The sequence below is a fragment of the Halorubrum sp. Eb13 genome, assembly GCF_002252895.1.
In the GTDB taxonomy this organism is placed as follows: domain Archaea; phylum Halobacteriota; class Halobacteria; order Halobacteriales; family Haloferacaceae; genus Halorubrum.
In genome coordinates this window covers 19,706-42,139 of sequence record NZ_NHPE01000083.1, presented here as the reverse complement: position 1 = coordinate 42,139, position 22,434 = coordinate 19,706, and the positions used below count along the sequence as shown (strand labels likewise).

The window sequence follows — 22,434 nt, the reverse complement described above, 5'->3', positions numbered from 1 at the left end:
CCGTCACACTACCGGTAAGTTTAGCTTTCGCTCCGATGGTCAGGACTGAGAACCGGAACGGCTGAAATCGAGTCGGGGGCCCACCCCGTCGTCGCTTACAGGAAGTCCTCGACGTGGTCGGCGACCTCTTCGGGGGTGTCGCCGACGGGGACGCCCGCGTTGTTGAGCGCGTCGATCTTCGACTGCGCGGTGCCGGTCCCGGAGCCGGAGACGATGGCGCCCGCGTGGCCCATCCGCTTGCCCGGCGGCGCCGTCCGTCCGGCGATGAAGCCGGCGACCGGCGTGTCCATGTGTTCGCCGATGAACCGCGCGGCCTGCTCCTCGTCCTCCCCGCCGATCTCGCCGCACATCACGACCGCGTCGGTCTCGGTGTCGGCCTCGAACGCCTCCAGGGCGTCGATGAAGGAGGTGCCGATGATCGGGTCCCCGCCGATGCCGATCGCGGTCGTCTGACCGATCCCGCGCTCGGTGAGGTTATCGACCACCTGGTACGTCAGGGTGCCGGAGCGGGAGACGAGCCCGACGTTGCCCTCGGCGAAGATGTTTCCGGGCAGGATGCCGAGTTTCGCCTCGCCCGGCGTGATGATCCCGGGGCAGTTCGGGCCGAGCAGGCGCGTGTCGGTCTCGCCCAGCCGCTTGTTCACCTTCGCCATGTCCTGGGTCGGGATCCCCTCGGTGATCGCGACCGCGAGGTCGAGGTCCGTGTCGAGCGCCTCGAAGATGGCGTCGCCCGCGAACGCCGGCGGGACGAAGACGACGGACGCGTCGGCGTCCTCCGCCTCGACGGCCTCGTCCACGGTGTCGTAGACGGGGACGCCGGCGACCTCCTGGCCGCCCTTGCCGGGCACCGCGCCGGCGACGACGTTCGTGCCGTACTCGATCATCTGGCCGGCGTGGAACTTCCCCTCCCCGCCGGTGATCCCCTGGACTACCACTCTGGTGTCGTCGTCGACGAAAATGCTCATTGGGTCACCTCCTCCGCGTTCTTCACCGCGCGCTGGACCGCTTCCTCCAGCGTCTCCTCGACCTCGATCAGGTCGGTGTTCAGGATCTCCATCCCCTCCTCGGCGTTGGTCCCGGCGAGCCGGACGACGACCGGCTTCGGGATCTCGTCGAACTCCGCGAGCGCCTCGTTGATCCCCTTCGCGACCTCGTCGCCCCGGGTGATCCCGCCGAAGATGTTGAACACGACGCTGTCGACGTTGGGGTCGGAGAACACCATGTCGAGCGCCTTCGTGACGCGCTCGGCCTTCGCGCCGCCACCGATGTCGAGGAAGTTGGCGGGCTTGCCGCCGTAGTAGTCGACCAGGTCGAGCGTCGTCATCACGAGCCCGGCGCCGTTGCCGATGATGCCGACGTTGCCCGAGAGGCGGACGTAGTCGAAGCCGTACTCGCCGGCCTTCCGTTCGAGGTCGTCCTCGTAGGACGCCTCGGCCATCTCGGCCAGCTCCGGCTGGCGGAACAGCGCGTCCTCGTCGATGTTCATCACGGCGTCGGCCGCGACGACCTCGCGGTCGCCCGTGATCATGACGGGGTTGACCTCGATCTCGGAGGCGTCGTTCCCCTCGTAGAGGTCGTACAGCGTCGAGAGGATCGACGCCACGTCGAGCGCGACGTCGGCGTCGACGCCCGCCTCGTACACGACCTTGCGGGCCTGGTACGGGTGGAGCCCGAACGCGGGGTCGACGTGCTCGCGCGCGATCGCGTCGGGGTTCTCCTCAGCGACTTCCTCGATGTTCACGCCGCCCTCGGTCGACACCATCAGGACGGGCTTCCCCTCGCCGCGGTCCATCGTGACGCCGACGTACAGCTCGTCCACGAAGTCGACGCCGGCCTCGACGAGCACCGAGTCGACGGTGTACCCCTTCAGGTCCATCCCGAGGATCTCCTCGGCGTACGCCTCGGCCTCGTCGCGGTCGGTCGCGATCTTGATGCCGCCGGCCTTGCCGCGGCCGCCCACGTGGACCTGCGCCTTGATCGCGGCCGGGTAGCCGATCTCGTCGACGGCGTCGAGCGCCTCGTCGACGGTCGTCGCGAGCCGGGAATCCGGGACCGGGATCCCGGCGTCCGCGAAGATAGTCTTCGCCTGATATTCGTGTAGTTTCATCCGTCTCGAAGGGGGACCGAGAGCGGCTTAAATGGTGCCGATTCCGCGCGAGCGGCGGGGACGGTGGGAGACGGCGACGGGCATTTTTATCCGCCGAACGACTGCGGTCGGCATGGACCCGACCGAGTTCCTCGACGGCGGAACGGTCAGCGTGTCGGACGAGACGTACGCGGTTTGCCGGACCGACCGCGATCATTCCGCCGCGTTCGCGACGATCAGAGAGGCGGGCGAGACGACGGTGGTCGTCGAGGAGGACGAGGTCGACGCGGTCGACGCCGACGCGGTCGAGCCCGGATGGAAGCGCCTCACCTTCGAGATGGAACTCCCGTTCGAGCTCGTCGGGTTCCTGGCGGCGGTGGCCACGGCGCTCGCCGAGGTCGAAGTCTCGGTGTTCGTCCTCTCGTCGTACGCGACGGACCACGTGTTGATCAAAGAGACCGACCGCCCCGCCGCGGTCCGGCGGCTCGAAGAACTGGGCTGTGAGGTCGTCGACTGACGCCCCCGACGATCCCGGGTCTCAGTCCTCGTCGCCGAGGATGACGCGGTGGGTCATCGCCTCGGGGTCGAGCACCTCGTCCGCCTCCGCCTCGGTGAGGTAGCCGGCCTCGACCGCGGCCTCGCGGACGCTTTTCCCCTCTTTTAAAGCCGTCTTCGCGACCTTCGACGCCTTGTCGTAGCCGATCGCGGGGTTCAGTGCGGTCGCCAGAGCCATCGACTGCTCGACGCGGGTCTCGCAGTGCTCCTCGTTGGCCTCCAGCTTCGCGACGAAACGCTCGCCGAACGTCTCGGCGGCGTTCGAGAGCAGCTCGGCCGATTCGAGGAAGTTGTGCGCGATGACCGGCTTATAAAGGTTCAGGTCGATCTCGCCGCGGGCGGCGCCGGCCGAGATCGCGGCGTCGTTGCCGACGACCTGCTTGTGGACCTGATTGACCGACTCGGCGACGACGGGATTGATCTTCCCGGGCATGATCGAGGAGCCGGGCTGGTTCTCCGGCTGCTCGACCTCGCCGAGCCCGTTGCGCGGGCCGGAGGCGAGCAGCCGCAGGTCGTTCGCCATCTTGTTCATGCTCCCGGCGATGGTCCGGAGCGAGCCGTGTGCCTCCGCCATCGCGTCGTGGGCCGCCTGCGCCTCGAAGTGGTTGTCGGCCTCGCGGAACGTCGTGTTCGTCTCGTCGGAGATGTACTCCGCGGCGAGCTCCGGGAAGTCGGGATGGGTGTTGAGCCCGGTGCCGACCGCGGTACCGCCGAGGGCGAGCTCGCGCAGGTTCGACTGGACGGTCTCGGCCCGCTCGATCCCCTTCGCGACTTGGGTCCGGTAGCCGCCGAACTCCTGGCCGAGGCGGATCGGCGTCGCGTCCTGGAGGTGCGTGCGGCCGGTCTTGACGACGCCGTCGAACGCGGTCTCCTTCGCCTCCAGCTCGGCGTGGAGCGTCTCCAGGGCGGGCACGAGGTCCTTCTCGACGGCCTCCAGGGACGCGACGTGCATCGCCGTGGGGATCACGTCGTTGGACGACTGCCCGTAGTTGACGTGGTCGTTCGGGTGGACGACGCGGTCGCCGATCTCCGCGCCGGCGATCTCGGCGGCGCGGTTGGCGATCACCTCGTTGGCGTTCATGTTCGAGGAGGTCCCCGAGCCGGTCTGGAACACGTCGACCGGGAACTGGTCGTCGTGCTCGCCGGCGATCACCTCGTCGGCGGCGGCGACGATCGCCTCCGCGGTGTCCTCGTCGATCAGGTCGAGGTCGCGGTTCGCCTGCGCGGCCGCCTTCTTCACGACGCCGAGCGCGCGGATGAACCGCCGGCTCATCGGGATCCCGGATATCGGGAAGTTCTCGACCGCGCGCTGGGTCTGCGCGCCCCAGTAGGCGTCGGCCGGCACCTGCATCTCGCCGAGGCTGTCCTCCTCCGTGCGGTAGTCGTCACCCATGCGCGACGCTTCCCGCGAGACCGGGTAAAAGCTACTGAAAGCGCTCAGTCGAACGCGGACGCGGGGAGCCGAACCGGCGCGGTGCGCGTCGCGGCCGGGGTCGGGACCGGGGTCGGTGTCTACGCGTCGCGGCCGGGGTCTACGCCTCGTCGACCGGGAACAGCCCCGCGTCGCGGAGCTCCGGCGCGAGGCTGCCGCTCCCGTGCTCGGCGTAGTCGGCGGGCGTGTACGTCTTGATCTCCAGCGCGTGGACCGACCGGGTCATGTGGTCGCCGACGGCGTCGTACACGCGCTGGTGCTGGTCGACGAGCGACTCGCCCTCGAAGGCGGGGGAGACGACGACGGCCGCGAAGTGCGCGTCCTCGTCCTCGTCGTCGTGGATCCGGGGGTTCGTCACGCGGGCGACGGCGTCCGGGATCCCCGCCTGGATGAGCTCCTCGATCTCGGCCGGTTCGATGGTCATACCCCGGTTCGGGGCCGCCTCGTCAAAAATCGACCGCATACGCGCCGGGGAAGCCGCCGGGGGCAGGCGACGGGAGGGCTCGCGCGGGGAGCCGCGCCGCGACCCGCCTCACCGCTCGAAGACGAGCCCGTAGTGGAACGGCGGGAGGTCGACCTCGCGGGCGAGCCGCAGGTCGCTGGCGTCCTCGACCGCGCGCCGCGTCTCCGCCGGACCCACTCGCAGTTCGGTCGGCGGGCCGCGCGGCTCGCCGGCGAGCGTCGTCTCCTCCCGCGGCCGGTCGCGCCAGTTGACGACGACGAACCGCCCGTCGACGGCGAGCGCGCCGGCGACGCCCGAGACGAAGCCGGCCCGGTCGTCGATCCCGTGGAAGGCGTTCGCCAGCAGCGCGACGTCGACCGGCTCGGGGAGGAGCGCGGCGAGGTCGCGCGCGTCGCCGCGGACCGGCACGACGTTCTCGATCCCCTGCTCCGCCGCGAGCCCTTCGAGCTCCGCGAGCAGCGACCCGTCGAGGTCGACGGCGTACACCGACGCCGGGTCGGCGACCCGCGCGGCCGGGAGGGCGAAGTAGCCGTTGCCGCAGCCGATCTCGGCGACGCGGTCGCCCGGCGCCACGCCGAGCCGCCGGAGCGTCTCGCCCGGCGTCGGCCAGATCCGTCCCCACCAGTCCCAGTCCGGCTGTCCCGTGTTCCGGAAGCGGTCCATGCGAAGCGGTTGTGATCGGGCTCGGTTAGCGGTTGGGATCCGACCCGCGGCGCCTCGGGAGGGATCGTCCGAAGCGATCGATCGCCGGCCGCGATCGGTCGCCCGTCCGGCCCGCGAGTGGGAAGGGGTTTGTCGACGGAGCCGAAACGGCCCTTCCAGATGTCTCACCGGGACGACCTGCGCGAGGCGGCCGACGCCCTCGGCGGTTCCGTCGTCGTCTGCGGCCTCGGCGCCCACGGCGACCGGCTCGCGGGCTCGGCGTTCCGCAACGCCCGGTACGCGTCGGTCGCGGCCCTCCTCGCGGAGGCGGCCTCCGCGACCGAGCGTGGCGCCGCGCCGGCGCCGGCAGACGCGTCGCCCCCCGCGGCGGTCGTCGTCGCGCTCGATCCCGACGAGGTCGGCGAGGGCCACGAGGCGGTCGAGTCGCTTCGGGCGCTCGGCGGGCTCGACGCGTTCGCGGTCGCGGTCGTCCCCGCGAACGCGGCCGACGACGACGCGCTGTCCGCGGTCCGCGACGCCGTCGACGCGGTGCTGCTCGCGGAGGGCGACGCCGTCGAGGCGGCGATCCGCGCGTTCCTCGCGACGGTCCAGGAGCCCGGCTTCGTCAACCTCGACCTCACCGACGCCGAGACGGTGCTCTCGGCCGGCGTCGCCGCGCTGGGAACCGGGACCGCCGACCGCGACGCCCCGGGTGCCGCGGTCGCGGCGGCGTTCGACGGGCTCCCCGAGGGGGTCGACGCGACCGACGCGAGCGCGGTGCTCGTGGACGTCGTCGTCGACCCCGAGACCAGCATCGCCGCCGCGACCGACGTCATCGCGGCGGTCAGAGAGCGGATCGGCGCCGACGCCAACGTGATCTGGGGCGGCGCGGTCGACGAGGACGCCGCCCACGAGCTCGCCGTCCGACTCGTCGTCGCCGGGGTCCGCCACGCCCCGCCGCCGGCCGCCGGCGACCCCTGCCCCCGCTGTGGCGATCCGCTGGTGGCGTACCGGTTCGGCGCCCGCGAGACGCTCTCCTGCGACGCCTGCGGCTACTCCGGGATATCGATGCGGCGCGAGTGACCCGTTTCGCGGGCCGGACCGCCCCGCCGTGACGGACTCGCTCTCGGCCGACGCGCCGCCCCCGAGTCACCCGAGGAGAACGGACTCGGGCCCCGGCCAGTCGGCGAGCGACTCGTCGTAGAGCGTTCGCGCTTGGAGCCGGATATAGGCGCGCTGCGTCGACCGGATCGCCTCGGCGGGGGTCGCCCCGTCGTCGAGGGCGACGGCGACGGCCGACCGCTTCCAGTCCGCGGGCGTCCGGCCGGTCTCGACTCGGCTCCGGAGCGGGGAGAGCGCCGCGGCGATCTGGTCGGTCGTACAGCCGTGCTCCTCAAGTCCGTCCTTCGCGGCGGCGAACAGGTCGCGGTACAGTCCCGCGGTCTCCGTCGTCGTCGCACCGTCGGCCGTGATCCACTCCATTTCGGCGTCGAGCCCGTTGCGGGCGGCCGCGTAGAAGTTCGATTCGGCCCGCTCCCAGGGGAGGTCGACGACCGGGTGGCCGCGCTCCGCGATCCCCCGCATCGCCCCGCCGAACGCGGCGAGGATCGCCACCGCGTCGGGGATCGTCGGCTGGCCGGGGAGCGGGCGGAACTCGATCCGGGCGCTCGCGCTCCCCTCGGTCGCGCCGTCGAACACCGGCCGGACCCACCGCCAGTAGCTCCCGTGTTTGTGTCGGAAGTGGACGAACTCGTCGTCGAACCGGCCCTCCGCCTCGATCTCCGCCGGGACGAGCACCGGGTCGGCCGCGATACGGTCGATGGCCGCCCCCACGCTGTCGATGTCGCGGGGGAACTTCACCTTTCGATCGCGTCCCGGCGGATTCATCATCTGCTCGTACACCGGGATCCGGTGTTCGGCGTACCCGTCCGCCACGAGCAGTTCGCGGTCGGGGCCGGGGTCGTCGTAGAGCGCGGGCGGCAGGAACGGCGAGTTGACGGCGAGCGCGAGCAGCGGCCCGGCGAGCCGCGTCGCGATCCGGTGATACCTCGGGAGGTCCGCGGCGCGGCGGGGCTGGTAGTGGGGCTGGATCGACGTGGTGAGACTGACCGGTCCCGCGCTGTCCGCGTCGATCCTCGCGCCGGGGACGTCGATCTCGCTCCCGATCAACCGGTCCGCGCCGACGCTGGCGAACCCGTGATATCGGACCCCGTTGCTGACGTTGATCCCCAGCGTCAACCCCTCCTCGTGCGTGGCCTCGGTCAGGTAGTCGTCCGTCGCGCTCTCCGCCGGGCCGATCGTCCACATCCCGTCGCTCACCACGCGGATCCCGTCCGCGGCGGCGCGCCGCTGGAGCGCGTCGAGCTTCCCGGTCACGTCCGCCCGGACGGCGTCGATGCCGCGGCCGGTGAACGGGTGGACAGCCGAGTTCAGCTCCGCGTTGTGGAGCCCGAGCTCCCGGTCGAACCCCACGCAGCCCAGAAGCGACCGCGGGATCCGACGGAGGTTGTCCGTCTCGCGGTCGACGGCGTAGAACTCGTACTCGAGCCCCGTCGTCACCTGCTCGTTGTCGAACGTCCCCGCCTCGACGTGGGCCCGGATCGCGTCGGCCTCCTCGCGGACCCGGGCGTCGAACGCATCGACGTCGATATCGGCGACGCGTTTCAGTCGTTCGACCGGATCGCTACCTTTGCCAGTCATACACACGCATAGTTCGGAGCCGAATATGAAAGTACCCCTGAGACGACAGGAACGGGCCGCGGCGTCGACGAGCCGTCACGCGTCGCGACGCCGCGAACGCCGTCCGGACGAGTCAGTCGTCGGACGGGGCCGACGCCGGCGTCTGCTGTGCGGACTCGACCGGCTTCGCGAGGACGTCCTTCCGGCCGGCGTCCAGCTCGGAGAGGACGTAGACGATCCCGTACAGCAGGGTCGCGCCGACCGGCAGCAGGATCACCGGCGTGATCCCGGTGACGCCCCACGTCAGCAGGAGCAGCGCTGAGACGCCGAGGACGGTCACCGCGTAGTACATCTGCGTCCGGACGTGGTCGATGTGGTCCGATCCCGTGAACGTCGACGCCAGGATTGTGGTGTCGGAGATGGGCGAGCAGTGGTCGCCGAAGATCGCCCCGCTGAAGATCGTTCCGACGGCCACCGGCAACAGCGCCGCGGTGCCGCCGCCGACGCTGTACGCCAGCGGGATCGCGATCGGCGTCACGATCGCCATCGTGCCCCACGACGTGCCGGTGGAGAACGCGACGACCGCGGCCGCGAACAGCACGACGAGGGGGAGCAGGGTCGGAGTGACGAACGCCTCGGCGACGTTGGTGACGTACACGCCGGTCCCGAGCGCGGTCGTGACCGTCCCGATCGTCCACGCCATCACGAGGATGGACAGCGCGGTCAGCATCATACCGAACCCGTCGATGACCGTTTCCATCGCCTCGTCGAGCGAGGCGACGCCGCTGCCCACGCCGAGCGCGATCGCGACCGAGACCATCGCGAACGTCCCCCAGAGCAGCGCGTCGACGAACTGCGCGTTCCCGACGACGTCGAGCGTCGAGGCGCCGGGGTCGGACGCCGAGAGTCCGGTGAAGAAGGCCCCGCCGATGACGACCGTGATGAGCGCCCCGACCGGGACCAGGAAGAACCGAAGCTGCGGCGAGTCGGTCAGGAGGTCGCCGAGGCTGTCCTCCGCGCTCTGCATGGGAACCGCGTTGTCGCGGAGCAGCTTCCCCTCCGTCCACGAGCGGGTCTCGGCCGTGAGCATCTCGCCGAAGTCGCGCTGGCTGAGCACGATGATCCCGACCATCGCCACCGCGAGGATGCAGTAGACGTTGAACGGGACGCTCTGGATGAACAGCGCGAACGCGCCGGGCACCGCTTCCGATTCGGGCGAGATGCCCGCCGCCGAGTACCCCTCCCGGATCATGCTCAGCTGGTAGACGACCCAACTGGAGATCCCGAACGTCGCGACCGGCGCGGCCGTCGAGTCGATGATGTACGCGAGCTTCTCGCGGGACATGCGCAGCTCGTCGGCCATCTCCCGCATCGTCGTGCCGACGATCGCCGTGTTCGAGTAGTCGCCGAAGAACCACAGCATGCCGAAGACCCACGTCGCGAGCCCGACCTTCCGCTGTGAGTCGAGCCGCGAGGTCGCGGCGTTCGCGATCGCGGAGGCCCCGCCGAGCCGCCAGATGAGCGCGACGCCGGCGCCGAGGAACAGCACGATCAGCATGATCTTCGCGTTGAACGTGCTCTCCCCGATCGAAGAGACCACCCAGTCGAGCGACTGCACCACGCCGACGTTCGCGGTGAAAATCACCGCGCCCGACCAGATGCCGAGGAACAGCGAGAGGACCGGCTTCCGGGTGACCATCGCGAGCACGATCGCGAACAGCGGCGGGAACAGCGATATCGCCCCGTAGGTCTCAACCGTCATGACTCACCTCACAAACGGAGCCGATACTGGATTGAAACCCGATACTCGTCGAGTTTACTCCGGAATCGTTGGAGTAATCTGATACCATCTCGGACCACACTGGCTGTTTGTGTATAATAAGGCTGTTGCATGGGGGCGTGACCAACACTACCAGTTATTAATACAATATTAAGCGGCGTCTCGCGGTCGGTGATGCGGCTCGTCGCTCGGTGGCGATCCCCACTAGACAGCGACCAGTTCGCTGGTCCGCGTCCGACTCGCTGGGCGCCGCCGGTCTACCCGTTCTTCCCGCCGGTCACCGAGACGCGGTCGCGGACGGTCCGGGCCAGCGACTCGATACCGTCGTCGATTGCTGACGGCGACGCGTAACTGAAGGAGAGGCGAGCGAATCGCCGGCCGCCGTCGTCGGGGTAGAAGAACGTCCCGGGGAGATATGTGACACCGGCGTCGATGGCGTCGGGCAGCATCGCCTCGGCGTCGGTCCCCTCCGGGAACTCGACCCAGACGAAGAACCCGCCGCTCGGCTCGCTCCACGTCGCGCTCGGCGGCATGTGCGTTTCGAGGCTCGCGAGCATCCGGTCCCGTCGCCGCTCGTACCCCTCGCACAGCCGAGCGACGGCTCGGTCGAGCCGCCCGTCCGTGCAGTAGCGATCGATCAGCCCGCGGGTGAAGCTCGGCTCGCCGCCAGCGTCGATCCGATCGAACTGCGCCGTCGTCGTCTCGTCGGCCACGATCCATCCCGTTCGGACCCCGGGCGCGATCGTCTTCGAGACGGTGTTTACACGGACCACGCGGTCGTCGACGTCGAGGGCCTTGAGGGGCGGTCGCTCGGAGCCCTCGTACCGCAGCCGGCCGTACGGGTCGTCCTCGAGCACGACGAAGTCGTACCGCTCGGCGAGGTCGAGGAGCCGCTCGCGTCGGTCCGTCGCCATCGTGACCCCGGTGGGGTTCTGGAAGTCGGGGATCGTGTAGACGAGCTTCGGCTGGGCCGCGCCGCACTGCGCGCGCGAGGCGAGGTCGTCCGCGAGCGCGTCGACGTCGAGCCCCTCCTCGTCCACGGTCACGCCGGTCACCGCCGCGCCGTGGTTCCGGAAGATGCCCAGCGCGCCCATGAACGTCGGCGCCTCGACGACGACCTCGTCGCCCGGTTCGAGGAACGTCCGACAGACCGTGTCGATCGCCCGCGTCGCACCGTTCGTGACGTGGACCGTCTCCGCGGCGCAGTCGATGCCGCGGTCCCGCGCCCGGTCGACGACGAGGTCGCGGAGTCCGTCGGCGTCGCCGCCGCCGTACTGGAGCGCGCGCTCCGGCTCGCTCGACAGCAGCGAATCGGTGGCGGCGGCCAGCTCCTCGTTCGGGAACGACTCCGGGTACGGGAACCCGAAGGCGAGCGGCACCGCGTCCGCGTTATGGATCGATCGCCAGTCGCCGTACACGGCGCTTCCCATCGTGTCGCGAACGGTATCGGCGAAGAGTTGTTCGATCCCGTCCGACGGATCCTGTTGTGTCATCGTCAGTTATGATACGACATCGCCCACGATATCATAAGTCTGGCGCAGAACGGCAAAAGAAAGATCGGATAACTCCGAAATAACGGCCGATACGATCAGAACGACGAATCGAACCGGCCGATCGACGGTCAGAGGGAGACGAACCGGAGTTGGTAGTCGTAGTACACGTCGTCGTACCGGCACAGGTCGGCCCGGTTCGAGTCCACCCCGGCGTCCTTCCGGACGTTCCCGTCGATGTACGGTCGCTCGTGGAGCGCTCGGAGCACCTCCCGGTACGCCTCCGAGTACGGGTGCGACTCGCGGTACTCGTCGGCCTCGGCCTCCAGCAGGAGGTCTCTCGCGTCGGCGGAGAGGCCGTCGCGGGAGATCCGGGCGCCGACGAACTCGGCGCGGAGTATCGCCTCCATCCGCTCCGGCGTGTCGGCCACCCGTTCACCGGTCGCTCGGTACACCGGCTCGTGGAACTCCTCCTCGGTGATCTCGACGACATACTCCGTGTCGCGAACGGTGACGCGGTCGGGGCCGTCCGCCGCGAGCAGGTCGCTCTCCGCCGCGGCGTCGTCCCGGCGGTACACGTAACCGCCGCGCCGGACCAGCCCCACCGGCATCCCGCCCTCGTTCCCCCGCGCCCGCGCCGCGTGGTGCGCGATCTCGACGGCCCGCCGGTCGATCGCCGGAAGCGCATCAGCGCTCTTCGGCTCGGCGGCTCCGTCGCTCGTCTCCGCGGGCTCGAACAGTCTGAGCACGGGACGCGAGACGGCGACCTCGTCGACGACGACCGAGTCGAGCCAGTAGTACGTCCCGTCGTGTCGGGCGTACGTCGGATCGTCCGCGTCCGAGAAGAACGGTTTCCGGTACTGCGTCGTCAGCGTCGTTCCGTTCCTGACGGCCTCGAAGGCCCCGTCCGCCCAGTTCGGATCGGCCTCCTCGGGATCGGTGACGTACCTGTCACGGAGGGCGTCGCCGAGTCCCGAGAGCGACAGCCTGAGCACGCGGTCGCCGTCCGCGCCGTTCGATCCCGGTTCGCCGTCACCGGACGTCCCGCCGAGACAGCCCGCGGCGGCGACCGCCGCGGCGGCGATCCCGCTCGCGGCGAACCGACGCCGAGAGATCGGAGTGTCGTCCATACGGAGAGACGGGCCACCGCTCGCAAAGGGCTGTCCGTTACCCAAACAGCGACTGTAGTCACGGTGGTCGGACGCGCGATCCGACCGTCGAGTCAGCCGCCGGGCTCTCCCGCGTCCGGCGGGACCCAGCGGACCCGCGCGGTGTCGAACTCGATCTGCGCCCGCTCGACCCCGTTCCGAACCGTCGCGAGCTGCGGGTCGGCGGTGTCGAGCCTGACGACGCAGGTGTGGTCCGCGTCGCTCAGGACCGCCGCGATCGACTCGACGTCGGTCCTGACCCGCCCGGCGTGTTCCGCCGCGGAGTAGGTGCCCATCGCCTCCGCCGGGTCCCGGTATCCGGCCCCGGATATCATCCTGAACGCCTCGCACGCCTCGGGGTGGCGCGCGAGCACCTCGCGGAAGCGCTCGTCGTCGACCTCGCCGAGGAACCGACCGCCCTCGCGGGCGGCCCGGTCCGTCCGATACGCGTGACGCCCCTCCGAGTCGCCGTCGGATCGGATCCGATCCGACACGTCGTCCACGGCCTCCATGACACTTGGTAACAGTTAAGCTCCGAACGCTAAAGTATCTTACTGAGCGTTCAACGGCCCGTTCGCGGCGAGTTCGCCGGAAGAGATCCGGGCCGCGATCGCGGCGACGGTCGAGAGCGGATCCCGCCCGACGGTAATCCTCTTCAGAAACGCGCCCGTACCACCGACCGCATGTACGGCACGACCCTGATCCCGACCGGTGGTAGCGACGCCGCGTTCGCGGCCGTAGAGGACGCGGTCGAGATCACGGCGCCCGACGGGACGGTCCACGTCCTCGGCGTGCTGGAGGACCTCCCGACCTACGAGCGGTCCGGGAAGCCGGGCGCGTTCGACGACGACGACCCGGAACAGCGGGTCCGTCTCGAGGCGGCCGTCGAGCGGATCGAGTCCGAGGCGACGGCGGCGGGGATGGACTGCGAGACCGCGATCGGGGAGGGCGTCCCGTCGCGGGAGATCGTCGCGTACGCGGACGAGATCGGCGCCGACGCGATCGTCATGGGGACCCGCGGCGCCCGCGACGCCGCGGGGGACCTGCTCGGCAGCACTACCGAGCGCGTCCTCCGCGACGCGTCGACGACGGTCGTCTCCGTCCCCGCGTCGAGGTAGCGGTCCGGCGCGCCCCGCGCCCGATCCCGTCAGCTATTCACACGCGGGCCGACGAGAGCGACCGTGATCGCGTTCGCATCGACTGCGACCGACGCGTCGCCCTCGGCCGCGTTCGACGCGGTCGGACGGCGGGTGAGCGAGCCGTGAGCGACGACGGCCTCTTGGGGTCGCTGTCGCTCGTTGGGCTGTTGAGCCTCTGTTGTATCGGATTCGGCGGGGTGGCCGGCGGCGCCGCCGTCGCGGGCGGCGGGGCGTCGGTGAGCGTCATCACCACGGGAACGACGGGGGCCCGCGGGGCGCTGATATCCGGAGGCGTCACGTTCGCGACGGTGCTGGTCGCGGCCGCGGCGATCCGATGGCGGTTGAACCGGTGAGGCGGCGGCGATTCCCGGTCAGTGCTGTCGCTCCTCCGGCGCGGCGCGCGGCTCGCGGTCCGGGGGGGCCTGTCGCGGAGCGGGGGCCGTCTCGTCTCGGTACAGCCGGAGCAGTTCCTCGAGGAGGACCGCGTGCCGGTCGCCCGGGACGTACTGGTGGTCGATGAAGTCCTCGGCGTCGCTGACGTTCCCGCGGAGGGCCAACTTCCTGACGAACGCGACCGACTCGAAGAACGGCGGGTGATCCGCGTCGGCGTCGGCGCCCAGCTCGCGCTCCGCCTGCGGCATCACCTCCTCCCTGATCTGCTCGTAGTCGATGGTCTCTGGTTCGTAGTCGTCGAGCACCTGATTCAGCACGTTGTCGGTCGAAAAACGGTAGAACTCGGACTTGCTCTCGAACTGGCCGCTCTCGACCAGCGACTCGATCTCGCCGACCACCGACTCGGGAAACCGGACCGTGCTCTTCACCATGCGTCCACGAGGCGCCCCCACCCGTATTATGTTTTTGTCATATAATCTGAAACATGTCCGCGGGCGAGGGTCACCTCGAACGCCGCGCCGCGGCCCGGCGTCGGCCGCCCGGTCGTCCGATGTGCTGGGTTTATCACTCCGAATTCGTTAGACAGTTATCATGACACCGTACGAGCCGTTCGACCGCGACGTGGAAGTGAACGGTCGAACTGTCCTTTCTATCGTCGAGGAGGGGATGGGACGGTTCTCCGACGCGTACCGCGAACGGGCGCTCGCGGCGCTCGCGGAGGAGGGGATCCGGGACCCCTCTCCCGACGAGTGGTACCCGCAGCAGGCGTGGCTAGACGCCTTCGAGACCATCGCGACGGACCTCCAGCCGCACGTCCTCGACCGCCTCGGCGAGCAGCTTCCCGACGTCGCGGACTGGCCGAGCGAGTCCGCGACCGTCGCGGGCGGGCTTCGCGGTATCGACGAGGCGTACCGGCGGAACCATCGCGGCGGAGAGATAGGCGAGTACCGCTTCGAGCGGACGGACGACCGGGCCGGCGAAGTGACGTGTCACACGCCGTATCCGTGCCCGTTCGACCGCGGGCTGATCCGCGGCGTGGCGAAGGAACACGCGCCGGTCGACGCGTTCGTGTTCATCGAGGAGACCGGGCCGGACTGCCGACGCGAGGGCGGCGACGCGTGTACGTACACGGTGTACTGGTAGGAGGCTTCGGTCGGTAAGCAGGAGGGGAAGAGGCTTCGATCGGTAAGCAGGAGGAGAAGAGGCTTCGATCGGCGGACGGGCTCGCTCGCGCCCCCGACGGCTCGGTGAGCGCTACCCCTCGTACGAGTCCAGGGCGTCGCGCAGCTCCGCGGCAGAGAGCTCCGACGCGAGTTCGACGATCTCTTGGAGGTCCTCGTACGTCTCTCGGAGCTCGCGGATCCGCTCGGCCTCGACGCCGTCTCCGTCGTCCAGCCCGCGTTCCGCGCGTCTGATCGTCCGGAGGGTGGTCTGGAGCTCTCGTTGCACGTACTGTTGGAACACGTCCTGCAGGATGTACCAGATCTCGCGCTCGGCGGCGAACCGAACCCGCCGCCCGCCGCCGTCGGACGACCGACGGTGGATCAGGCCCACGCGCGTGAGCGTCCGAGTGACGTTGCTGACGGTCGACTTCGCGTACCCGGTCCGGTCGACGAGCTCGGGGATCGACAGCGGGGCGTCCGCGAAGTAGAGAACGCCGTATATCCGGCCGGCGCTGCGGCTCAGCCCGTACACCTCGGCCGACTGCTCGAGCGATTCGATGACGCGCTCGCGGGCGGCCTCGGCGTTCTCACTCATACGGGCGACCTCGTCGCTCCGACGCATGAACGTGTCGAACAGCCATACCAGAGGTAGGCATTCCGTAAGTATTAAACTGTTTGATTCGCTTGTTCGACTCGAACCGAACAAACAGAACCGTTGTTCGCCCTCCAGACCTCATGGCAAGCGCGTTACCACACCGACCGACAGTCGACCACGCCCCCCGAGAACAGACGGACGTCGTGCTCGGGCGCGACGAGCCGACCGACGCGCTGCGCGTCCTCTCGTGTGACACCGCTCAGCGGATCCTCGCCGCGCTCGCGGACGGTCCCGGCACGGCCTCCGACGTCGCCGCCGACGTCGACGCGTCGCTCCAGAACGTCACCTACCACCTCAATCGGCTCTGCGACGCCGACCTGATCGCGCCGGTCAACACGTGGTACTCCGAGAAGGGAAAAGAGATGACCGTCTACGCGCCCACCGTCGAGCGGATCGTCGTGCGCTTCGACGCGCCCGCCGACCGTTCGCCGACAAAGCGCGACCGACCCTGAACGGTCCGGAGCCGTCCCGATCGGTCAGCCGCGTTTCGTCTTCTCGACGGGCGAGCGTCGCTCGGACGACCGGCCGGACGCCCGCGGGTCGCTATCGATTGGCGCCGCGCTCGAACGCGCCGGCGAGGTCGTCGGCGACGGTCGCGATCGCCTCCTCGGCGCGGTCGACCTCGCGGAGCGTCATGAAGCCGTGGACCATCGCCTCGTAGTTCTCGTACCGCGTCGGGACGCCGTCCCGGACCAGTTGCTCGGCGTACGCCCGGCCGCCGTCGCGGAGGGGGTCGAACCCCGCCGTGACCACCGTCGCGGGCGCGACGTCGCCGAGGTCACCGGCGTTCGTCGGGTCGGCGTACGGGTTCCGCCGGTGAATCTCGTCGTCGTAGTAGCAGTCGGAGAACCACTCGATGTCGGCCTCGTCGAGGACGGTCCCGGCGTGTTCCCGGAGCGACGGCTGATCGGGGTGGACGCCGACGCTCGGGTACAACAGCGCCTGGTGCGTGATCTCGGGGCCGTCGCGCTCGGCCGCCATGAGCGCGGCGACCGCGGCGAGCGCCCCACCGGCCGAGTCGCCGGCGACCGCCACCTCCCCGGTCCCGGCGAGCGAGTCCGGGTTGTCCGCGGCCCACTCGACGGCGGCGTACGCGTCCGCGACCGCCGCGGGGAACGGGTGTTCGGGAGCGAGCCGGTAGCCGACCGAGAGGACGGCGCAGCGGCTCTCCCGCGTGAGCCCCCGACAGAGCCAGTCGTGGGTGGCGACGCTCCCGAGCACGAACCCGCCGCCGTGGAAGAAGACGACCGTCGGGAACGGCCCCTCGGCGTCCGGGAGGTAGAGCCGCGCGTCGAGCGCGCCGTCGGGGCCGGGGACCGTCCCGTCGACCGTCCGCCCGACCGGCGGGGGGTTCCGGTTCCGGATCCGCATCACCGGCCGGGTGAGGAGCCGGGCGAGCTTCAGCCCCCACCTGCTGTGCGGCAGCGGCAACCGCTCCTGACGCTCGACGGCCGCCTTCGCTTGCGGGTCGATCTCGTCGGCGTGCATGGCCGAACGTGTGACGACCGGGGGCTAAGTCTTGGTGGAGCGCGACCGCGAGTTCGCCGCGACGCTTTTCACCCGGGAAATCGTGGACTCGGCCGATGCCGGACGGGACGAAGCTCACCGACGTCGAGGCCGTCACCGAGCGGGGGTCATACCGATTCACGGCTGCGGATCCGTTCACGAACGACCGGGAGATCGTGCTCGTCCCGTGCGACGAGGATCCCGGCGTCCGGGCGTGGATCAACACCTGCCCGCACGAGAGCCAGCGGTTCGACACGGGCGACGGCGTGCCGATGCGGGACGGCGAGGTGATCTGCCCGCGCCACGGCTCGCTGTTCGACGCCTGCTCCGGCGAGTGCGACAACGGCCCGGCGGCCGGGACGACGCTCCGCGAGATCGAGGTCGCCGTCGAGGAGGGCGCCGTCTACCTGACCGACGACGACTACTCGTTCCGACACGAGGGCGGGACCGACGACGACGATCCCGGGTCGACCTCGCACCTCTCGCTCTGATCGACGCGGGCCGCGTCCCGACCGCACGGGTCGGCGGGGCCGGATCCCCGCAGGCGAATGGGAAGTGAACTAAGTCGTTCGAGCCAGTCGCCGGATCCATGGAGACGGAGGCTCCGATCCGGGTGCTTCACGTGGAGGACGACGAGGAGTTCTCGGAACTCACCGCCACGTACCTCGCGCGCATCGAGGACCGGATCGTCGCGGAGACGGCCGCGGACGTAGACGAGGGGCTCGACGCCCTCGCGGCCGCCGAGTTCGACTGCGTCGTGTCGGACTACGACATGCCGGGACGGAACGGGATCGAGTTCCTCGAAACCGTCCGTGCGGATCGACCGAATCTACCCTTTATCCTCTTTACCGGGAAGGGGTCGGAGGGCGTCGCAAGCAGCGCCATCTCCGCGGGCGTCACCGACTACCTCCAGAAAGGCGGCGGCACCGACCGCTTCGAGCTCCTCGCGAACCGCGTCGTCAACGCGGTCGAGCGGCGGCGCGCCGAGCGCGAGGCCGACCTCTGGGCGAAGGCCATCGAGGCCTCCAACGAGGGGATCGCAATCATCGACAGAGACGGTCGCTACACGGAGATGAACGAGGCGTACGCCGCCCTGTACGGTGTCGAGCCCGCGGCGCTGATCGGCGAACCGTGGGTCACGACCGTCCCGGAGGAGGAGGTCGAACGCCTCAAGCAGGAGGTGATCCCCACGCTCACCGAGGAGCCGTGGTCAGACGAGTCGATCGGCCGGCGCGTCGACGACAGCGTCTACCCGAAGCTGCTCTCGCTCGCCGCCCTCAACGACGGCGGACACGTCTGCGTCATCCGGGACATCTCGGACCGGAAGGAGCGCGAGGCGGAGTTAGCGGAGAAGGCCGCCAAGCTGGACATCCTCTTCGAGCAGTCGCCGGACCTCATCGACCTCCACGACGCGGACGGACGGATCGTGGACGTGAACCGCCGGCTGTGCGACGAGTTGGGCTACTCGGAGGAGGAGCTCGTCGGCAAGCGCGTCTGGGACATCGACGAGGCGGTCGACCCGGAGGAGGCGAAGCGCGTCTGGGCCGAGATGGATCCGGGCGAGATGTGGGAGCTCGACGGACGCTACCGCCGCCGCGACGGATCGACGCTCCCCGTCGAGGTGCACGTGGCGCGGGTCGACCTCCGCGGGCCGGAGCAGTTCTTCGTCATCGCTCGGGAGTCGGCCGACGAGCGCTGACCGCGTCGCCGCTCCGCCGGCCCGCCCTTCGGCCTTCGGGCCCGCCGTCACCGACTCGGCGGCTCCGGCTCCGAGCGCGTCTCGACGTCGACGCGGTCGTGGATGTGCCCCTCGCGCTCGCGCAGGTGCCGCGGGGTCCGGTCGTTGCTGACCGCGAGGACCTCTCCGACGATGCTGTGGGCGATCTGGTACGGCGTTCCGCCGCCGAGGTCGAGCCCGACGGGCGTGTACAGCGACGCGAGCTCCGACTCGCCGAACGTCGTCCCCTCGTCATCGTACGCCTCCAGCATCTCCTCGAACCGCTCCCGCGGGCCCATCAGGCCGACGTACGGCGCCGGCGACCGGAGCAGCTCCTCCACCGCGATCCGGTCGTCGACGAAGTTGTGCGTCATCACGACCGCGTGCGTCCGGTCGTCGAGGTCGAGCGCGTCGCCGAGCCCCGCCGGCGACGTCGTCACGGTCCGGTGGGCGTCGGGGAACCGCGCGTCGAGGTCGACCCCGCCGCGGAAGCCGACGACGGTGACGCGGAAGTCGTTCCGCTCGCCGAGTTCGACCACCGGCCCCACGTCGTGGCCGGTCCCGAAGACCACGAGGTCGTCCGGGGCCGCGAGCCCGTCGACGAACACCTCCACCGTCGCGCCCGTCTCGTCCTCGACCGCGACGACGTCGGCGGCGCCGCGCGCGGCGAGGTCCGCCGCCGGCCCCGCGAGCGCCTCGACCGGCCACCCGTCGGCGGGCGACCCGTCGGGGAGCGTCAGCCGGTCCTCGTCGGGCCGGTAGTAGGCGCGCTCGCCGAGGCGGTCTCGGTCGGCGTGCGCACCGTCGCCGCCGGCTCCCGCGCCGCCGTCGCCCCCCTCGCCCCCCTCGCCGCCGGCGGAGAGCACCGTGAGCACCGCGACGTCGCGGCCGGCGCCGAACGCCTCGACGGCCGGCCGGTACGTCTCCGTCAACGGTTCCAAGAGGACGTCGATCACGCCGTTACAGCCGACGCCGAGCCCCCAGACGTCGTCCTCGTCCTCCATCAGGTCGTACGTGACCCGGTCGGGGCGACCGGTCTCTCGGACCGCCTCGGCGGCGGCGAGCAGGTCGTCCTCGATACAGCCCGCCGTGATCGAGCCGACGCCCGAGCCGTCGTCGTCGAGGAGCATCTTCGCCCCCGGGCGACGGTAGGCGTTCCCCTCGACGTCGACGATCGTCGCGAGCACGTCGGTGCCGTCGGCGTCGAGTCGGTCGCGAACGCGCTGTACCACTTCGGTCTCCGGTACGCTCCAGTTGCTTGCTGTCATGTCAGGTCACAGGTCGATGGTCGCCGGCGCGTCGCGCGCCGCGTACACCTTCCGAACGCCGCGGTCGTGCAGGTCCGTGCCGCAGGCGCCGCCCGCCACCGCGCCCCGCGTCCGAGCGGGGTCGTCCACCGCCGCGCCGGCGACGACGTCGACGCCGCGCTCGAACAGCGGACTCGGAAGCGACGAGGCGGTCGCGCCGACCACGACGACGGTCGCCGAGCCCGGGGCCGCCTCCAGGTACCGCTCGGTCCCGCCGTACACGAGCGTCGAGCCGGTGACGAACACCACGTCCGCCCCCTCTATCGCGCCCGCCGTCTCCGCCGGGGCGAACGACCGCAGCGACACGCCCGCGGGGGTCGACACCGCATCCGAGTCGACGGGCTCGCGCTCGATCGCGCGGACCTCCACGCCGTCGAACTTCCGGAACGCCGGCCGGAACAGACCGACCGTGACGACCGTCTCGACCGAGGGGTCGAGCAGCGCCATCGGGTCGCCGTCCCGCCAGTCGAGCAGCGGCGCCGCGCAGGCGTTCAGCGTCGCCACCGCGAGCGCGCGGTCGCCGAGGGCGACGGTCGCGGCGCCGGTCGCCGTCTCCCCCGCTCGGACCGGCGCCAGCAGTCCCTCGACGTCGTCCGGGACCGTCGGCGCGGATCCCTCTGGGAGGTGCGCGAGTCCGGCCGGGGGCCGCCGGTATCCCCCGTCTCGCTCCGTGAGCTCCACCAGCACGGCCGAGTCGCCGACCGTGACGCGGTCGAGGCGACCCCCCGAGAGCGCGCCGCGGTCGCGGAGCGCGTCGCGCGTCGCCCGGAGGACCGGACCGGGCCACTCCTCGTCGGCGTCGGTGCCGTCGGCGCCGACGCCGGCGGTCCCGTCGGCTCCCTGGCTTCGGCGCGTCATACGACGCCCTCCTCGCCGGCGTCGCCGGTCCGGGCCTCGTCGTCGGTGCGACCGCGTCCGCCTCCGGGCGCGCCGCCGGTCCGACGCGGGTCGTGCTCGTAGCCGACCGGGCCGCCGAGCCCGCGCCGCTCGATCTGGCGGGCGGCCTCCGCGAGGTCCGCGCCCTCGGCGAAGCCGAACAGTCCGTCGACGTACGGGGCCGCGTCGCTCATCCCGCGGGACGCCGGCTCGAACGACGGGGAGACGGCGAGCGGGTTGAGCCAGACGACGCCCTCGGCGCGGTCCGCGAGCCACGTGATCCCGTCCGTGAGCAGGTCGGGGTCGCCGACGTCGAGCCCGTCGCTCACGACGACGACGACCGTCCGCCGGTCGACGGCGTGCGGCGCGGTCCGCCGCAGCGCGTCGAACGCGCCCCCGATCTTGGTGCCGCCGCCCCACTCGATCTGCGCGGCGCGGAGCGCCTCGGCCGGCTCGCCGCCCGGGTCCGCGAACGCCGCCGTCGCCTCCGCGAGGTCGGTGTCGAAGAGGAAGACGCGGGCGTCGCGGGCGCTCGCCGCGACCCGCTCACCGAGCCCGAGCAGCGCGCTCCGGTCGATCGTGTCGAGCACCGACCCGCTGACGTCGACCAGCAGACAGCACCGCAGTTCGCTCGGCGTCGGCGCGTCGCGCGGGAGGTCGATCGGCGCGCCGCCGGTCTGCAGGCTCGCCCGCAGCGCGCCGCGCGCGTCGACGTTCGGTCCGGTCGGGGAGCGCCGGCGGCGCCGCCCGGGCAGCGACGAGAGCGCGTCGACGAACCGCTCCGCGGCCGCGCGGTCCGCGCTCGACGGCGCCGGCACGTCCGCCTCGACGAGCGCGCTCTCGCCGACCGCGCTGTACCGGCGCCCGTCCGTCTCCTCGCGCGGCTCCCCGGTCGGCCGATCGCCGGCGGCGTGGCGGCGGTCGGTCGGGATCCGGACGGTGGGGTCGCCGTCGGCGTCCATCTCCGGCGGCTCCGCGCCGTCGAGCAGGCCGGGCTCCTCCGCGTCGTCGGCGTCGGAGCCGGCGGTCGGCCCCGCCTCGTCCCCCGTTCGGTCCTCGCCGTCGTCCCCCTCCTCGGACTCCGGCGACGGGCCGTCGTGGGCGGTGGCGATCCGGTCGAGGCCGCTCCGGAGGCGGTGCCAGAACGTCGGGAACGCCTCGGCGAAGGGGTCGCCGTCGGCGGTCTCGGAGAGCAGGCTCGCTCGCAGCGCCGCCTCGACCCGACGCTCGTCTGTCAGGCCGACCGCCGCGATCGCGCGGGCGGCGTCGAGGGCGCCGGAGGCCGGCACGGCGACGCCGTCGCGCCGAAGCACGGCGACGAACCGGATCAGCTCCGTGAGCAGGTGCTCCCTCGCCGCCGGGAAGTCGGGCGTCTCCGTCGCGGTGCCGTCGGAGCGCGCCAT

At 71.1% G+C, this 22,434-nt stretch carries 24 protein-coding genes; 8 read left to right on the top strand and 16 right to left on the bottom strand.

Features of this window, described 5'->3' with window-relative positions:
* Positions 1–95: 95 nt before the first annotated feature.
* The gene (sucD, locus tag DJ75_RS09360) at positions 96–965 is read right to left on the bottom strand and encodes a succinate--CoA ligase subunit alpha (protein WP_094524221.1); all 870 of its coding nucleotides are present in this window, start codon (positions 963–965) and stop codon (positions 96–98) included.
* A complete protein-coding gene (gene sucC, locus DJ75_RS09355) occupies positions 962–2,107 on the bottom strand; it encodes an ADP-forming succinate--CoA ligase subunit beta (RefSeq protein ID WP_094524220.1) in 1,146 nt (381 codons plus the stop codon). Before sucC ends, sucD begins: the two co-directional genes overlap by 4 nt.
* Before the next feature lie 112 nt (positions 2,108–2,219).
* Here sucC and DJ75_RS09350 point away from each other — a divergent pair, with 112 nt between their 5' ends.
* Complete coding sequence (locus DJ75_RS09350; protein WP_094524219.1) at positions 2,220–2,603, top strand: ACT domain-containing protein; 384 nt, start codon at positions 2,220–2,222, stop codon at positions 2,601–2,603.
* A 21-nt stretch (positions 2,604–2,624) separates the two neighbouring features.
* On the opposite strand, the gene DJ75_RS09345 is transcribed toward DJ75_RS09350, so the two are convergent.
* The 3 genes from DJ75_RS09345 to DJ75_RS09335 all read right to left on the bottom strand — a co-directional run bounded on the left by DJ75_RS09345 (position 2,625) and on the right by DJ75_RS09335 (position 5,199).
* Complete coding sequence (locus tag DJ75_RS09345) at positions 2,625–4,034, bottom strand: aspartate ammonia-lyase (RefSeq protein WP_094524218.1); 1,410 nt, start codon at positions 4,032–4,034, stop codon at positions 2,625–2,627.
* Positions 4,035–4,173: 139 nt separating this feature from the next.
* Positions 4,174–4,497 (bottom strand): BolA family protein, encoded by a 324-nt coding sequence (locus DJ75_RS09340; RefSeq protein ID WP_094524217.1) that lies wholly within the window; start codon positions 4,495–4,497, stop codon positions 4,174–4,176.
* Between the two features lie 108 nt (positions 4,498–4,605).
* A complete protein-coding gene (locus tag DJ75_RS09335; RefSeq protein WP_094524216.1) occupies positions 4,606–5,199 on the bottom strand; it encodes a class I SAM-dependent methyltransferase in 594 nt (197 codons plus the stop codon).
* Between the two features lie 159 nt (positions 5,200–5,358).
* Here DJ75_RS09335 and DJ75_RS09330 point away from each other — a divergent pair, with 159 nt between their 5' ends.
* On the top strand, positions 5,359–6,261 hold the full coding sequence (locus DJ75_RS09330) for a zinc finger domain-containing protein (RefSeq protein ID WP_094524215.1): 903 nt from the start codon (positions 5,359–5,361) through the stop codon (positions 6,259–6,261).
* A 66-nt stretch (positions 6,262–6,327) separates the two neighbouring features.
* Here the strand turns inward: DJ75_RS09330 and DJ75_RS09325 are convergent, their stop codons facing one another.
* The 5 genes from DJ75_RS09325 to DJ75_RS09305 form a co-directional block, all read right to left on the bottom strand.
* Complete coding sequence (locus DJ75_RS09325; protein ID WP_094524214.1) at positions 6,328–7,878, bottom strand: hypothetical protein; 1,551 nt, start codon at positions 7,876–7,878, stop codon at positions 6,328–6,330.
* A gap of 112 nt (positions 7,879–7,990) precedes the next feature.
* The gene (locus DJ75_RS09320; RefSeq protein WP_094524213.1) at positions 7,991–9,619 is read right to left on the bottom strand and encodes a Na+/H+ antiporter NhaC family protein; all 1,629 of its coding nucleotides are present in this window, start codon (positions 9,617–9,619) and stop codon (positions 7,991–7,993) included.
* A gap of 275 nt (positions 9,620–9,894) precedes the next feature.
* Entirely contained in the window at positions 9,895–11,130 is a 1,236-nt protein-coding gene (locus tag DJ75_RS09315; RefSeq protein WP_094524212.1) for a PLP-dependent aminotransferase family protein, read from the bottom strand.
* Between the two features lie 128 nt (positions 11,131–11,258).
* Entirely contained in the window at positions 11,259–12,257 is a 999-nt protein-coding gene (locus DJ75_RS09310) for a hypothetical protein (protein WP_094524211.1), read from the bottom strand.
* A gap of 92 nt (positions 12,258–12,349) precedes the next feature.
* The gene (locus DJ75_RS09305; protein WP_094524210.1) at positions 12,350–12,787 is read right to left on the bottom strand and encodes a hypothetical protein; all 438 of its coding nucleotides are present in this window, start codon (positions 12,785–12,787) and stop codon (positions 12,350–12,352) included.
* 171 nt (positions 12,788–12,958) lie between these two features.
* Here DJ75_RS09305 and DJ75_RS09300 point away from each other — a divergent pair, with 171 nt between their 5' ends.
* Positions 12,959–13,393: a universal stress protein gene (locus DJ75_RS09300; RefSeq protein WP_094524209.1), complete on the top strand. Its 435-nt coding sequence runs from the start codon at positions 12,959–12,961 to the stop codon at positions 13,391–13,393.
* A 143-nt stretch (positions 13,394–13,536) separates the two neighbouring features.
* Entirely contained in the window at positions 13,537–13,767 is a 231-nt protein-coding gene (locus DJ75_RS09295) for a hypothetical protein (RefSeq protein ID WP_094524208.1), read from the top strand.
* Between the two features lie 18 nt (positions 13,768–13,785).
* On the opposite strand, the gene DJ75_RS09290 is transcribed toward DJ75_RS09295, so the two are convergent.
* Positions 13,786–14,238, bottom strand: a complete 453-nt coding sequence (locus DJ75_RS09290; protein ID WP_094524207.1) for a hypothetical protein — start codon at positions 14,236–14,238, stop codon at positions 13,786–13,788.
* A gap of 160 nt (positions 14,239–14,398) precedes the next feature.
* Between DJ75_RS09290 and DJ75_RS09285 the strand changes: the two genes are divergently transcribed.
* Positions 14,399–14,950, top strand: a complete 552-nt coding sequence (locus DJ75_RS09285; RefSeq protein ID WP_094524206.1) for a hypothetical protein — start codon at positions 14,399–14,401, stop codon at positions 14,948–14,950.
* 111 nt (positions 14,951–15,061) lie between these two features.
* Here DJ75_RS09285 and DJ75_RS09280 read toward each other — a convergent pair whose 3' ends face one another.
* Positions 15,062–15,565, bottom strand: a complete 504-nt coding sequence (locus DJ75_RS09280; RefSeq protein ID WP_094524205.1) for a GbsR/MarR family transcriptional regulator — start codon at positions 15,563–15,565, stop codon at positions 15,062–15,064.
* A gap of 140 nt (positions 15,566–15,705) precedes the next feature.
* On the opposite strand from DJ75_RS09280, the gene DJ75_RS09275 reads away from it, so the two are divergent.
* Positions 15,706–16,077 (top strand): winged helix-turn-helix domain-containing protein, encoded by a 372-nt coding sequence (locus DJ75_RS09275; protein WP_094524204.1) that lies wholly within the window; start codon positions 15,706–15,708, stop codon positions 16,075–16,077.
* 91 nt (positions 16,078–16,168) lie between these two features.
* On the opposite strand, the gene DJ75_RS09270 is transcribed toward DJ75_RS09275, so the two are convergent.
* On the bottom strand, positions 16,169–17,113 hold the full coding sequence (locus DJ75_RS09270; protein WP_094524203.1) for an alpha/beta hydrolase: 945 nt from the start codon (positions 17,111–17,113) through the stop codon (positions 16,169–16,171).
* A 95-nt stretch (positions 17,114–17,208) separates the two neighbouring features.
* On the opposite strand from DJ75_RS09270, the gene DJ75_RS09265 reads away from it, so the two are divergent.
* Positions 17,209–17,622, top strand: coding sequence for a Rieske 2Fe-2S domain-containing protein (locus tag DJ75_RS09265; RefSeq protein WP_094524202.1), 414 nt, complete (start codon positions 17,209–17,211; stop codon positions 17,620–17,622).
* 98 nt (positions 17,623–17,720) lie between these two features.
* Entirely contained in the window at positions 17,721–18,830 is a 1,110-nt protein-coding gene (locus DJ75_RS09260) for a PAS domain S-box protein (RefSeq protein ID WP_094524201.1), read from the top strand.
* A 47-nt stretch (positions 18,831–18,877) separates the two neighbouring features.
* Here the strand turns inward: DJ75_RS09260 and DJ75_RS09255 are convergent, their stop codons facing one another.
* Genes DJ75_RS09255 through DJ75_RS09245 form a run of 3 tightly spaced genes read right to left on the bottom strand, consistent with a single transcriptional unit; the run spans position 18,878 to position 22,434 of the window.
* The gene (locus DJ75_RS09255) at positions 18,878–20,116 is read right to left on the bottom strand and encodes an XdhC family protein (protein WP_094524200.1); all 1,239 of its coding nucleotides are present in this window, start codon (positions 20,114–20,116) and stop codon (positions 18,878–18,880) included.
* Positions 20,117–20,122: 6 nt separating this feature from the next.
* Complete coding sequence (locus DJ75_RS09250) at positions 20,123–21,013, bottom strand: Rossmann-like domain-containing protein (protein ID WP_094524199.1); 891 nt, start codon at positions 21,011–21,013, stop codon at positions 20,123–20,125.
* On the bottom strand, positions 21,010–22,434 hold the full coding sequence (locus DJ75_RS09245; RefSeq protein WP_094524198.1) for a VWA domain-containing protein: 1,425 nt from the start codon (positions 22,432–22,434) through the stop codon (positions 21,010–21,012). The genes DJ75_RS09250 and DJ75_RS09245 overlap by 4 nt, the downstream gene beginning before the upstream one ends.